The sequence below is a fragment of the Nesterenkonia pannonica genome (genome assembly GCF_019575955.1).
GTDB lineage: Bacteria > Actinomycetota > Actinomycetes > Actinomycetales > Micrococcaceae > Nesterenkonia > Nesterenkonia pannonica.
The window spans coordinates 1,471,799-1,485,212 of sequence record NZ_CP080575.1; the positions used below are offsets into that span (position 1 = coordinate 1,471,799).

10 protein-coding genes and 6 pseudogenes are annotated in these 13,414 nt (G+C 63.6%); 8 read left to right on the forward strand and 8 right to left on the reverse strand.

What is annotated here, in order from left to right; all coding sequences use genetic code 11:
* Positions 1 to 11 precede the first annotated feature (11 nt).
* Positions 12 to 2,523, forward strand: a pseudogene (leuS, locus tag K0H76_RS10625) (leucine--tRNA ligase).
* 46 nt (positions 2,524 to 2,569) lie between these two features.
* On the opposite strand, the gene K0H76_RS10630 reads toward leuS, so the two are convergent.
* The 8 genes and pseudogenes from K0H76_RS10630 to K0H76_RS10665 all read right to left on the reverse strand — a co-directional run bounded on the left by K0H76_RS10630 (position 2,570) and on the right by K0H76_RS10665 (position 6,815).
* A complete protein-coding gene (locus K0H76_RS10630; RefSeq protein ID WP_258932965.1) occupies positions 2,570 to 3,340 on the reverse strand; it encodes a hypothetical protein in 771 nt (256 codons plus the stop codon).
* Positions 3,341 to 3,737: 397 nt separating this feature from the next.
* A complete protein-coding gene (locus K0H76_RS10635) occupies positions 3,738 to 4,037 on the reverse strand; it encodes a hypothetical protein (RefSeq protein ID WP_258932966.1) in 300 nt (99 codons plus the stop codon).
* A 23-nt stretch (positions 4,038 to 4,060) separates the two neighbouring features.
* Positions 4,061 to 4,246: a hypothetical protein gene (locus K0H76_RS10640; protein ID WP_258932967.1), complete on the reverse strand. Its 186-nt coding sequence runs from the start codon at positions 4,244 to 4,246 to the stop codon at positions 4,061 to 4,063.
* A gap of 12 nt (positions 4,247 to 4,258) precedes the next feature.
* Positions 4,259 to 4,462, reverse strand: coding sequence for a hypothetical protein (locus K0H76_RS10645; RefSeq protein ID WP_258932968.1), 204 nt, complete (start codon positions 4,460 to 4,462; stop codon positions 4,259 to 4,261).
* Between the two features lie 70 nt (positions 4,463 to 4,532).
* Positions 4,533 to 5,536 (reverse strand): annotated as a pseudogene (locus tag K0H76_RS10650) (NAD(P)H-quinone oxidoreductase).
* Between the two features lie 8 nt (positions 5,537 to 5,544).
* Positions 5,545 to 5,712: a hypothetical protein gene (locus K0H76_RS10655; protein WP_258932969.1), complete on the reverse strand. Its 168-nt coding sequence runs from the start codon at positions 5,710 to 5,712 to the stop codon at positions 5,545 to 5,547.
* Positions 5,713 to 5,919: 207 nt separating this feature from the next.
* Positions 5,920 to 6,420, reverse strand: a complete 501-nt coding sequence (locus K0H76_RS10660) for an MFS transporter (RefSeq protein WP_258932970.1) — start codon at positions 6,418 to 6,420, stop codon at positions 5,920 to 5,922.
* Positions 6,378 to 6,815: an MFS transporter gene (locus tag K0H76_RS10665; protein ID WP_258932971.1), complete on the reverse strand. Its 438-nt coding sequence runs from the start codon at positions 6,813 to 6,815 to the stop codon at positions 6,378 to 6,380. The genes K0H76_RS10660 and K0H76_RS10665 overlap by 43 nt, the downstream gene beginning before the upstream one ends.
* 552 nt (positions 6,816 to 7,367) lie before the next feature.
* On the opposite strand from K0H76_RS10665, the gene K0H76_RS10670 reads away from it, so the two are divergent.
* The 7 genes and pseudogenes from K0H76_RS10670 to K0H76_RS10700 all read left to right on the forward strand — a co-directional run bounded on the left by K0H76_RS10670 (position 7,368) and on the right by K0H76_RS10700 (position 13,283).
* On the forward strand, positions 7,368 to 8,771 hold the full coding sequence (locus K0H76_RS10670; RefSeq protein WP_258935385.1) for a hypothetical protein: 1,404 nt from the start codon (positions 7,368 to 7,370) through the stop codon (positions 8,769 to 8,771).
* On the forward strand, positions 8,768 to 9,010 hold the full coding sequence (locus K0H76_RS10675) for a hypothetical protein (protein ID WP_258932972.1): 243 nt from the start codon (positions 8,768 to 8,770) through the stop codon (positions 9,008 to 9,010). Before K0H76_RS10670 ends, K0H76_RS10675 begins: the two co-directional genes overlap by 4 nt.
* Positions 9,011 to 9,058: 48 nt before the next feature.
* Entirely contained in the window at positions 9,059 to 9,298 is a 240-nt protein-coding gene (accB, locus tag K0H76_RS10680; RefSeq protein WP_258932973.1) for an acetyl-CoA carboxylase biotin carboxyl carrier protein, read from the forward strand.
* A gap of 336 nt (positions 9,299 to 9,634) precedes the next feature.
* Positions 9,635 to 10,644: pseudogene (locus K0H76_RS10685) on the forward strand (ATP-grasp domain-containing protein).
* A gap of 73 nt (positions 10,645 to 10,717) precedes the next feature.
* Positions 10,718 to 11,907, forward strand: a pseudogene (locus tag K0H76_RS10690) (thiolase family protein).
* Between the two features lie 23 nt (positions 11,908 to 11,930).
* Positions 11,931 to 12,651, forward strand: a pseudogene (locus K0H76_RS10695) (3-oxoacid CoA-transferase subunit A).
* Positions 12,632 to 13,283, forward strand: a pseudogene (locus K0H76_RS10700) (3-oxoacid CoA-transferase subunit B). The pseudogenes K0H76_RS10695 and K0H76_RS10700 overlap by 20 nt, the downstream one beginning before the upstream one ends.
* Positions 13,284 to 13,414 lie beyond the last annotated feature (131 nt).

Sequence of the window (13,414 nt, forward strand, 5' to 3'; positions counted from 1 at the left end):
GTGCCCGCACGGTGTCCGAAACTGCTGCAGACGTTCAGCCCGACGGCCAGAGGAAGAGCTACGACTTCCAGGAGATCGAAGCCCGCTGGCTGCCATTCTGGGATGAGGGCGCAACGTTCGCCGTGGACCTGGAAGCTTCTTCCCGCCCCACCAAATATGTCTGCGACATGTTCCCGTATCCATCCGGGGACCTTCACATGGGGCACGCTGAGGCGTTTGCCATCGGCGACGTGCCTGCCCGCTATGCGCGGCTTCGAGGCTTCAACGTGCTGCACCCGATCGGCTGGGACTCCTTCGGCCTCCCGGCGGAGAATGCGGCGATCAAGAACAACGCCCACCCCGCCGAGTGGACCTACCGGAACATCGAGACTCAGGCGGCCAGCTTCAAGCGGTACGCGATCAGCGCGGACTGGTCGACTCGTCTGCACACCTCGGATGAGTCCTACTACCGATGGACCCAGTGGCTGTTCCTGAAGTTCTACGAGCAGGGGCTGGCATACCGGAAAGACTCTCCGGTCAATTGGTGCCCCTCCTGCCAGACGGTCCTCGCCAACGAGCAGGTCATCGGTGAGGGAGTCTGTGAGCGGTGCAAGACACCCGTCACGAAGAAGGCGCTGAACCAGTGGTACTTCAAGATCACCGACTACGCTGACCGGCTCCTCGATGACATGGAGCAGCTGCAGGGCGCGTGGCCGGAGCGGGTGCTGGCGATGCAGCGCAACTGGATCGGCCGTTCCACCGGCGCGTCGGTCACCTACCGCATCGAAGCTGCCGAGGGCGCTGCGGAGACGAGCATCGACGTGTTCACCACACGTCCCGACACGCTGTACGGCGTGACGTTCATGGTGGTCGCCGCCGACGCCCAGCTGGCTCTGGACCTGGTCACCGAGGAGCATCATGATGAGCTTCACCGGTACCGCGACGGCCTGGGGAATGTGACCGAGATCGAGCGTCAGTCGGCCGACCGGGAACGGACGGGCGTCTTCCTCGGCAGGTACGCGACTCACCCGCTCACCGGTGAGCGGCTTCCCATCTGGGCTTCGGACTATGTGCTCGCCGACTACGGCACGGGTGCTGTGATGGGCGTGCCTGCCCACGATCAGCGTGACCTGGAGTTCGCCCGTGCCATGGGGCTTGAGGTCAGAGTCGTGCTGGACACCGGCGAAGAGGATCCCAGCGTCAGCGGCACGGCCACAGCTGGCGAGGGACGCTCGTCAACTCCCCGGCGTGGGAGGGCCTGGCAAAGACGGAGGCCATTGCGAAGTCCATCGACGTGCTGTCCTCCGAGGGCACCGGCGAGGCGAAGGTCAATTACAGGCTGAGGGATTGGCTGCTGTCGCGCCAGCGCTTCTGGGGCGCGCCCATCCCGATCATTCACTGTGAGGCATGCGGCGAAGTCCCGGTTCCTGCCGAGCAGCTGCCCGTGCGTCTGCCCACCGACGTGCGCGGTGAAGAGCTTTCGCCGAAGGGCAAGTCGCCGCTGGCGGGTCTGGACGAGTGGGCCAATGTGGACTGTCCGGCATGCGGCGGCTCCGCGCGCAGGGACACCGACACCATGGACACCTTCGTGGACTCCTCCTGGTACTACATGCGGTATCTGGCGCCGAAGAACGACGAGGAGATCTTCAGCACCGAGACGGTGAACCGCTGGCTGCCGGTGGACCACTATGTCGGGGAGTGGAGCACGCCATCCTCCACCTGCTGTATTCGCGCTTCTTCACCAAGGTTCTCTATGACATGGGCCTGGTGAACTTCACCGAGCCCTTCAAGTCGCTGATGAATCAGGGGCAGGTCCTCAACGGCGGCAAGGCGATGTCGAAGTCGCTCGGCAACGGGGTGGATCTGGCGGAGCAGCTCGACGCGTTCGGCGTCGACGCGGTCCGGCTCACCATGATCTTTGCCTCGCCTCCGGAGGACGACGTGGACTGGGCCGACGTGAGCCCATCGGGCTCCGCGAAGTTCCTCGCGCGTGCCTGGCGCATCGCACAGGAGGTCACCAGTGAGACTGGGGCTGACCCGGCCCAAGGCGCGGCTTACCTGCGTGCGGTGACCCACCGGACGATCGCCGACGCTGAGCAGCTTCTTGAGGCCCAGCGCTACAACGTGGTGGTGGCGCGTCTGATGGAGCTGGTCAACGCGGTCCGCAAGGAGATCGACAGCGGAGTAGGCCCGCAGACCCCGCCGTGCGGGAGGCTGCTGAGACGGCCGCTCAGATCCTGTCGCTGGTCGCTCCCTATACCGCGGAGGACATGTGGTCGATGCTGGGCCGGGAGGCGTCCGTGGCGAACTCGGCGTGGCTAGGCCTATGACGAGTCCCTGCTGGTGGAGGACACCGTGACCGCTGTGGTGCAGGTCAAGGGCAAGCTGCGTGACCGCATGGAGGTCCCGGCCGACATCACGGCGGAGGAGCTCGAGGCCCAGGCGCTCGCGCTGCCGAAGATCCAGAGCTACGTCGAGGCGGACGGCGGTGTGCGCAAGGTCATCGTCCGCGCCCCGAAGCTGGTCAACGTCGTCACCGGCTGACCCGCTCCTACGCAGGGGCCCTGCTCTCGCGAAGGGAGGGGCTTCCTCACGGTGAGGACCGCTGTGCAGGCCGCTGCCAGCAGCAGGACGGCTGCCCCAGGACCAGGGCAGGGCCGTATCCGCCTCCGAGGACCGGAACCACGATGAGGGGCCCAAGCACCTGCCCCACGCTGTAGGCCGCGGTGAGGGTGGCGACTCCGCCGGGCACCCCAGCTCCGCCGCGGCTGCCAGTGTGAGCGTGACGATGCCGACGAATGTGCCCCCGAAGAGGACCGCCGCAAGCACCGCAGCCCACGAGGATGCTGAGATCACCGGCAGTATGCTGGCCAGTGCCTGGAGCAGCAGGGCGCATGTGAGGAGCGCAGGCCTGGATGCGTGGCGGCTCATCCACGTCCACAGGACGACTGACGGGATCGCGGCCAGCCCAGCCAAGGTCCACACGCCGCCGCCGGAGAGCTCCGCCTGCGTGGAGCCCACCACAGCGACCAGAAAGGTGCCGAGAATGATGTAGCCCGCGCCTTCGAGGAAGTAGGAGAAGATCAGTAGGTAGTAAGCAGCCGTCGGCGCCTCCTCTCAGCGGGTCGTGCTCGTCGTTTCGCTGCGGTGCCGCCCCGGGGCCGAGGTCCCAGCCGACGAAAATCAGGGCCGCGGTCGCAAGGCCGGAGGCGATCCACGCAGCTCGCCAGTCGCCCACAGAGGTGACGGCGGCGACAAGGAGGCCGGATGCCGCGATTCCGACACCGATGCCGCCGTAGGCCCAGCCGACGGTGCGTCGGTCGCGCCGGGCCAGAGTGGTCAGGACGACGTTGCCCGCCACGATGAAGATCGCGGCGCTGCCTGCTCCGGCTGCGAAGCGCAGAGCGAGCCACAGCTCTGTCCGCTCCGCGAGGCATCAGGAGCATGGAAGCGATCAGCAGGAGGCCGCTTACCTGCAGGGTGCGCCGGACCCGGCCCCAGCGCGGAACCAGCATTCCTATGACGGCGCCGACCAAGTAGCCCAGGTAGTTGGCCGTGGCCACCAGGCTCGCACTCTGCGCTGTGAGTGCCGTCTGCGACTCCATGAGGGGAAGGATCGGCGTGTAGGCGAATCGTCCCAGCCCCATCGCGGCGGCCAGAACAGCCGCCGCTTTGAGGGCGAATAGCCACACGTGAGGCGGGTTGTCAGGCGCTGACACGGCACGCACGCCTCTCTCGACACTCATCGACGAGCTGCACTACCAGATCGTCATCCGCACACCGGTTGCGAATGCAGCAGCGGCGCCGAGGACGGCCACAGCAATCACAGCCCGCGAGATCATTCGCTCGGGCACACGGCTCTGGGCGAATCGCCCCAGCTGCACGCCCACGAAGATTGCAGCCGCGGAGCTGACCCAGCCCCACCACGGCAGGTGCGGCAGCTGCCCGTCGTCGATCTGCCACTTCAGCAGAAAGGCCATGGCTGAGACGGCCATCCACAGAGGCTGAAGGGTCGCCACCATTCTCAGCAGCGGCCACCCGGAAAGCACCGTGTACACGGTCGTGGCAGGTGCGCCGACGCTTAAGCAATGGCCGTCCCGGCACCAGCTGCCGACCCTGCCGCGACCTGGAGCATGCGGCTGTCGAACCTGCGGCCCGAACGCCGGACTGCTGCGGATACAGCCAGCCCCAGGACGACTACCGCCCCTACCACCATGTACAGCACTCCTGAAGGGGTGGCGACGGTCAGCCACGCGGCGGCGGGCATGATGGCAAGCGCTTACCACATCAGCCACAGCAGCTTCTTCCACTCCACGTAGCTGCGCAGCTGCCACCAGATGAGGGCCGGTGCGATCGTGCTCAGAAAGTTTACGAGCATGACGCCTTCATGCGGTGGCAGAAGGAGCACCATGAAAGGTGCCATGACCAAGCCGAAGCCGAAGCCGATGACTCTCTGCATGGCGCTGACGGCAAGGGTCAGCACAGCGACTGCTATGGGAAGAAGAGCACTCTCCATCAAAAACGTGCCACCTGACGCGGTAGGGAAGGCTGTGTCAGGACGACACGTCGAGGAGTATCTTTCCTATGTGCGTGCTCGTCTCCATCTCATGGTGCGCCTGTGCCGCGTCCTCGAGGGGATAGCGGGAGTGGACGATCAGTCTCATCGGATCTGCTTGGTCTGGGCCGAACGCGTCCCAGAGAGCTTCTCTGGTCTGCCTGACAATGGTTGACTTGGCCTCGTCCGAGCGGCTGCGCAGTGACGTGGCGATGATGCGGCCCCGTTTGACGAGAAGCGCTCCCAGGTCGACCTCAGCCTTGCGTCCGCCGATCAGTCCGATCACGACCAGTCTCCCGTCGGGAGCCAGTGCCCGCACGTTCTGCTCGAGGTACTTGGCGCCGACGACGTCGAGTATGACGTCCGCGCCCCGACCCTCGGTCGCTGATTTCACCTTCTCCACGAAGTCCTCGTCCCGGTAGTTGATCAGGACCTCGGCCCCGAGGTCTGCGCAGGCACGGAGCTTCTCCTGTGAGCCTGCGGTCACGATGACGCGCGCTCCCAAGGAGGAGGCAACCTGGATCGCAAGAGTGCCGATGCCGCTCGATCCACCGTGTATCAGGACGGTTTCGCCGCGGCTGAGCCCAGCTTCCATGACCAGGTTGCTCCAGACCGTGCAGGCGACCTCAGGAAGCGCAGCCGCCTCAGGCAGCGACAGGCCTGCTGGAACGGGCAGGACGTGGTCGACGGGCACAGCCGCATACTCGGCGTAGCCGCCGCCTGTCAGGAGCGCGCAGACCTCGAGCCCGATGGGCAGCTCATCACTGTCGCAGCCGGGTCCGAGGGCGGCGATGCGCCCGCTGACTTCAAGACCGGGCAGTTCGCTGGCTCCCGGAGGCGGGGATAGTTGCCCTGCCGCTGCATCACGTCGGCGCGGTTCACTCCCGCAGCGACCACCTGGATCAGAACCTCACGGTGCTGCGGCACGGGCCGTGGTGTGCGGGTCAGCTCCAAGCTGCCCCCGTCTCCGTTCTGCTCGGAGACGATTCTCATCGCTTTCATATTTTCCATCAGACGACCGCGGTTCCCTTCGTTTCGGGATCAGTGTTGAGATCCTTGGCAAACTCCGTGTCTCTCGTCTCCGGTCCGAGGAAAGCTCCGAGTGCGACGAGCAGTCCGCCGATGACGAGCAGAGGCAGGACGGTGAGCTCAAAGGGCATGAGGCTCTCGAGTCCCACCTGGTAGAAAGCGTAGAACGATGGGGGATGACCGCGAGGCTGTATCCCAGTCCGAACCCGCTGGCTCGGACGCCGGTCTGGAAGCGCTCGTTCAGGTACGTGGTGGCAAGGCCCCAGAACCACACAACGATCCAGATCATGGCGTAAGCCAGAATCACAGTGCCGATGAAGGTGCTGGGAGGCGAGGTGAGCAGCCAGTAGTAGAGGCTAGGCGCCGGGAATCGCAGCACCGAGGCCTGAGACGATCAGGAATGGCCGTCGTCCGACGATCTGGCTCACCTTTCCCGCCACCATATAGCCGACGCCCAGGACGAGGAATGTCACAGACAGGAGCACGGTCACTTCCGTCGATGAGAGTCCCACGACGTTCTCCAAAGAGCTCGGGAGAATTGCGGTGACGGTGTTCAGCGTCAGCCAGAATCCGCTCATCATGATGAACACCTGGAGGAAGGCGACCAGGTTGCGGCGCGTTCCGAAGAGCTCCTTCAGCGGTGCTTTCGTCCCGCCGCCTCGCTTGAAGACCTCAGACTCGTCGACGTTGACGATGTACCACCACACGTAGACGATCGCGATGAGTCCTCCGATGATGAACGGAATTCTCCAGCCCCATTGCACATAGGGAGAGCCGAGCCCGTCTGCTGGTGCAATCTGGAGCATCAGGAGAGTCAGCAGGGAGATGGCGACGAACGCGAAGGGGAAGCCGAGCATGATGTAAGCGCCCCAGGTTCCTCGCTTGTGCCGGGGAGCCGCTCCATGGCGAGCGGGCTCGCGGAGGAATATGACGCGCCGACGAAGACGCCGTCCACGAGCCGAAGAATGATGAAGAGAACAACCGCTGCGATGCCCCAGGTGGCGTAGCCCGGCATGGCCGCCATGGCGAAGCTCATGACGCCGTAGCCGGAGACCGCGACGATGTTCACCTTCTTGCGCCCGATGCGGTCGGCATAGCGGCCGCCGATGAGCGCCCCGAGGGGACGTCCCAGCAGGGTCGAGACAAAGATGAGCGATGACACGATCGCGGCCTGGCTTGCCGGCATATGCGGCGAGAGGAAGTAGACCATGGCCGGGCCCAGGGCGACGACGGGAAGATAAATATCGTACATATCGATGAAGAACCCTGAGAAAGCGCCGTGTGCGGCTTTCTTCGCCTTGGGGTCGACCGGATCGCCTTGTTTTCGTGTGTGCGATCTGGCCTGATCGGTATTGCCAATGTGTGACTCAGACATAGTGTCTTTCCTCGGAGTATGAAATAAGGCGATCAGTGAGCATCCCTGTAATACAGAGTGTCGCGAAGCGGAGGGAAGCATAGAGAGTGCCCTCGCTCGGGGTTCCGGAGCTGCTGTGCATTCGATTGCACCGGATGAAAGCGACGCTCTCACTGTTCGCCAGAATGTGTCAAGAGTCACACTAGCCTGTGATCCACTTCACCATGATTCCTTGACGACAGCGTATGAGTACGATTTCATGGAGGTGAATACGTTTGCACGATGTCCCAACACAGTGGTTGGTCAGAAGTGAGGTCGAAGATGACGCAAGACACTCCTAGCATTGCCTCCGTGATGAGCGGCGGTGGGCGACCACCGAACAGCGAACGAGAAATAAAGATCATCGACACCACTTTGAGAGATGGTCACCAGAGTTTATGGGCTACTCGAATGAGGACCGAGCACATCGTCGACTTGGCAGCAGAATTCGATGCTGCAGGCTACGAACATGTGGACCTCATGGCTCCGATTCAGTTCGATGTCGCCGTTCGCTATCTCCAGGAGGATCCCTGGGAGCGCGTGCGAAAAGCCCATGAGCTGGCCCCGAACACGAAGTTTCGAGCGCTGATCCGGTCCAAGAACATTGCGGCATTCGACTTCCTGCCCGATGATGTCATCACCGCCTGGGTCGAACGTCTCTACGCCAACGGATTCCGGGTCATCGGCTCGTTCGACGGCCTCAATGATGTGGACAACATTGCGCCGGGACTGCGACGCGCCAAGGAGCTCGGCGCAGAGACCTTCGGTGCCGTGTCCTTCAGCGAAAGCCCCGTTCACACCGATGAGCTGTTCGTCTCCAAGGCGCAGGAGCTCATTGAGAAGGCCGACGTCGACCGAATTATGCTCAAGGACGCTGGAGGGCTCCTGACGCCCGAACGCATTCGGTCCCTTGTCCCCGCCCTGAAGGCAGTCATGGGCGAGCGTCCGCTGGAAGTCCACACGCACTCGCTCACTGGGCTCGCTCCTCTGGTGTGCCTGGAGGCCGCAGAGGCAGGTGCAGATTCCCTGCACCTGTCCGTGGCGCCCTTGGCTGCGGGCAACGGCCAGCCTTCTGTGCAGAACGTCACGCGGGATCTTCGCGCCCTGGGCTACAGAGTCAACGTGGATGACGCAGCCGTCAGCCGCATCAGCGACACACTGCGGTCGATTGCTGAGGCTGAGGGCAAGCCCGTCGGGGAGCCCGTTGAGTACAACGGCATGCACTTCATGCACCAAACACCGGGCGGAATGCTGTCCAACTTCCGTTCGCAGCTGGCGACCGCTAAGCCTGGAGGACAGGTACGAGGAGCTGCTGATCGAAATTGCCCGGGTGCGGGCCGAGCTGGCCTATCCGATCATGATCACCCCTTCGCCCAGTTCGTAGGAACCCAGGCGGCTATGAATGTGGCCAGCGGTGAGCGGTACAAGATGGTCCCCAACGAGATCAAGAAGTACGCGCTGGGCTACTACGGCAAGCTGCTCACCGATATCGATCCCGAGATCCACCGGAAGATCGTGGAGAACGGCGCCTCGGACATTCCCCTCGAGCCTTCGGAGCCTCAGCCGATGCTCGATGCGATCGCTGGCCGCTTCCCGGAAGAGTCCACAGATCTGCATCTGCTGCGTGCGATGTTTGCGGGAAGCCAGGTCGACGACATGAAGGCCGCTGTGGCCGAGGGTCGCAGCGGCGAACAGGCTCCAATGCCGCTTCTGGACCTGGTGGAGACCCTGAACGAAAGCGCCAAACCCGGAGTGAATCGCCTCGCTGCCGGGGACTTGAAAATAACGATCCTCAAAGGAGAGAACCACGCATGACTCTGGAAAAGCCTGACATCAAAGAGCTGAAGGCGCTCGTGGAGTGGATGAACACCGCCTCTGACGTGCGCGAACTGTCCGTCAAGTACGGCGACGTCGAGCTCTTCGTCTCACGCAACGAGAACAGCGGCCATGGGTCTGCGCCCGATGCCCAGGCCGCGGCCCCATCAGCACCGGCGGCGAGCTCGACGGCCAACCAGGCCCCTCCCGCTGCCGCACCCACGGAGGATGCTGGGTAGGCCTCCGCCCCACCGGCACCGGCGTCGACCGAGCGAGGTGCGGACGAGGTGACGGTCACAGCACCCATGGTCGGCACGTTCTATGAGGCTCCGAGCCCAGGAGCTGAGCCGTTCGTGAAGGTCGGCGATCGAGTGTCCGCTGATTCGGTGCTGTGCATCCTTGAAGTCATGAAGCTTATGAACAACGTGGAAGCCGGGGTCGAGGGAGTCGTTTCGGAGATCCTCGTGGAGAACAACCAGGCGGTCGAGTTCGGTCAGCCCCTGGTGGTGATCACGCGTGACTCATAAGCAGCTCAGCAGCGTACTGATCGCAAATCGCGGGGAGATCGCGCTGCGCATCGTTCGGGCCTGTCAGGAGCTCGGCGTGACCAGCGTCGTTGCATACTCCGAAGCCGATCTGGACACGCTTGCCGTGAAGCTCGCGGACAAGGCCGTCTGCATCGGGCCCGCCAGCTCGGCGAAGAGCTATCAGGACCCCGTGCCATCATCAGTGCGGCGCTGGCCTACAAAGTCGATGCCATCCACCCCGGATACGGCTTTCTGTCCGAGAAGCCGGATTTCGTCGAAATGTGCGAGGCCGAGGGTGTGGGCTTCGTGGGACCTGCCGCAAGCATCATCCGCAGCATGGGCGACAAGATCGAAGCCAAGAAGATTGCCCGCAGGGCAGGCGTCCCTGTTGTCCCGGGCTCCGACGGGGCCATCGATGACTATGATCAGGCCGTAGCGGTCGCCCGGGACGTCGGATATCCGCTCCTGATCAAGGCGTCCGCCGGAGGCGGCGGACGAGGCATGCGCGTGGTCGAGTCTGCTGAGACGCTCGAGAGCGATCTCGCTCAGATCATGTCGGAGGCGGAGACTGCCTTCGGGGATCGTTCCGTCTATCTCGAGCGGTACCTCACTGATATCCGTCACATCGAGATTCAGGTGATGTCGGACGGTGATTCGACGGTTCATTTCGGCGAGCGTGACTGCACCGCGCAGCGGCGCAATCAGAAGCTTGTGGAGGAGGCCCCTTCCCCGGTCCTTGATCCGCAGCTGAGGGAGCAGCTGGCAGCGGCCTCGGTGGCCCTATGCCGGGAGGTCGCCTACAGGAACGCGGGAACAGTTGAGTTCGTCTTCGACAACATAGAGCGCCAATTTTATTTCATCGAAATGAATACGCGGATCCAGGTCGAACACCCCGTTTCGGAGATGGTCTCCGGCATCGATCTCATCAAGCTTCAGCTGGAGATCGCAGCAGGAAACCCGCTGCCGTTCGCCCAGGAGGACATCAGCATCCGAGGCCATGCCATCGAATGCCGCATCAATGCTGAGGATCCTGCTGAAGGCTTCAGGCCCAGCCCTGGACGGATTGAGGCCTTCCGGGCGCCCGGCGGCTTCGGGGTTCGTCTGGATTCGCATGTGGAGAGCGGGTACACGATTCCTCCCTTCTACGATTCGATGATCGGGAAGCTGATCGTGTGGGAAACAACCGCGACGAAGCGATATCTCGGGCGCTTCGGGCCCTGAATGAGATGCACGTCGACGGCATTACGACCACCGCAGCTCTGCACGCTGCGATCCTCGACAGTGAGGTCTTCCGCAGCGGCGAATTCAATACGGCATTTGTGGCTGACTTCCTCAGCAGCGAGTAGAGACAGCCTACTGGGACGAAAGCTCTGAGGCAACGACAAGCAGTTCGACGACGATGAAGGAGGAGCGCTCCAGATGACTGAGGCGTTTGTGTTCGACGGTGTGCGCACCCCTTCGGCAAGATGGGCGGGGCCCTGGCGGGGTGCGTCCGGATGACCTCGCGGAGCTGGTGATCAGCACTCTGGTCAGCCGCGCGCCCGGCATCAGCGCCGAAACGTCCGGAAAAGTCGTCGGCGAGGTGATCTTCGGCAACGCCAATGGTGCGGGTGAGGAGAACCGCAATGTCGCTCGTATGGCCTGGCTGTTGGCTGGCGGGGACACAGGTGTTCCGGCCAGCACCGTGAACCGCCTGTGCGGCTCCTCCCTCGACGCAGCGATTCAAGCGGTCCGCCAGGTGAAGCTCGACGAGAGTGATGCTGTGCTGGTCGGGGGCGTGGAGTCGATGTCTCGAGCGCCGTGGGTGCTGCCGAAGACGGAGCGTCCCTTCCCATGAAGAACCTTGAGCTGACCAACACCTCCTTGGGCTGGCGCCTCATCAACTCTCGAATGCCTGCGGAGTGGACAGTCTCGTTGGGTGAGGCCACTGAGCAGCTTCGGGAGAAGTACGGGATCGTCCGAGAGGACATGGACGAGTTCGCAGCGGCGTCTCACCGGCTGGCAGCTCAGGCGTGGGAGGACGGGCACTATGACGAGCTCACCGTTCAGGTCCCTGGTGCTGACCTGACCCAGGACGAGACGATCCGCTCGGAGACCACGCCGGAGGCGCTGGCCGGGCTGAGGACCGTCTTCCGCAAGGAGGACGGCACGGTGACGGCCGGAAACGCCTCTCCCATGAATGACGGTGCGTCGGCTGCGTGGATCGGGTCCCGGGGCGGGGAGAGGCTGGGCCTGAAGCCTCAGGCTCGCATCGTAAGCTGGGGCGCGGCTGCCAATGAGCCCCAATTCTTCGGCTATGCGCCTGTCGAGGCCTCGAACAGGGCTCTCGCTCATGCGGGCATCACCTGGGCGGACGTCGAAGCGGTAGACCTCAACGAGGCGTTCGCCGCGCAGTCGCTGGCCTGCATCAGGGCCTGGGACATCGACCCCACCATCGTCAACGCGTGGGGCGGCGCCATCGCTGTGGGCCACCCGCTGGGCGCTTCCGGCGTGCGCTGCCTGTCTACCCTGGCTGCCCGGATGCAGCACACCGGAGCGCGTTGGGGGTGGCCACTCTCTGCATCGGTGTGGGGCAGGGATTGGCCATAGTCCTCGAGAACACCAACTGACAATTCGGGAGTGCGTGACACCTATGACAATGAGAATTGCTGCCTCACCGACTGAGGCTGTGGCTGGAGTCGGTGATGGGGCGACGGTGCTTCTGGGTGGGTTCGGCAATGCTGGGCAGGCTCATGAGCTGATTGATGCGCTGCTGGACTCTGGCGCCAAGGACTTGACGGTGGTGAGCAACAATGCCGGTCAGGGTGATGCGGGGTTGGCGCTGCTGGTCAAGGAGTCCCGGGTGGGGAAGATCATCTGTTCGTTTCCGCGGCAGTCGGATTCGTGGCATTTCGATGAGGCCTACCGGGCTGGTCGGATTGAGCTGGAGCTTGTGCCCCAGGGCAATCTGGCTGAGCGGCTGCGCGCAGCGGGTGCGGGCATCGGGGCCTTCTTCACCCCCACCGGCTACGGAACCACGCTGGCCGAAGGCAAGGAGACGCGCCGGATCGACGGTGTGAACTACGTGCTGGAGCACCCGCTCCGGGGACCTGGCGCTGATCAAAGCTTTTGCGGCCGATGAGCGCGGAAACCTCACCTACCGCAAGACCGCCAGAAATTTCGGTCCTGTCATGGCCGCAGCTGCTGAGCATACGGCGGTGCAGGTGGAGAAGGTGCTTCCCGCCGGGTCGCTGAATCCTGAGAACGTCATTACTCCCGGTATCTATGTGGACACTGTGGTGGAGGTGCCCACCGCGTCCGGTGAGGCTGCGAGCAGGGAAGGAAGACTCAAGGATGATCACCGCACGATATGACGAGAAGCTCTCACGGCAGCAGTTGGCTGAGTTGGTGGCGGCTGATATTCCGGCGGGTTCGTATGTGAATCTGGGGATCGGTCAGCCGACGACGGTGTCGGATTATCTGACTCCGGAGCAGGGGGTGACTCTGCATACCGAGAATGGGATGTTGGGGATGGGCCCGGCGGCTCAGGGGATGAGGTCGATGGTGATCTGATCAATGCGGGCAAGATCCCGGTCACGGAGCTGCCGGGGACCAGCTATTTCCATCATGCTGATTCCTTCGCGATGATGCGCGGGGGCACCTGGACGTCTGTGTGCTGGGTGCTTTTCAGGTCTCTGCTGGTGGGGATCTGGCCAATTGGTCCACTGGTGCCCCGGATGCGATTCCGGCGGTGGGCGGTGCGATGGATCTGGCGATCGGGGCTAAGGATGTGTTTGTGATGATGAGCCTCTTCGCCAAGGACGGTACGGCGAAGATTGTTCCGCAGCTGGGGTATCCGGCGACGGGGCTGGGGTGTGTGAGTCGGGTCTATACCGATCATGGTGTCTTCCACATCGAAGACGGTGGGGTCAGGCTGCGTCAGGCCTACGGTCTCAGCGCCGAGGAGATCCAGGATCGTCTGGACTTCGAGCTGCTCACCGACTGACCCCCTGCCCGAACAGACGCACGTCCCGTCCGGAGTGCGGCCTGTCGTGCTCCGGCGTCGTCAGCCCTCGGGGTGGTGGGCATGTGGCCGGTGGACCCGCGCACCACGAGCTCGGGAGTGAAGCGTTCCTG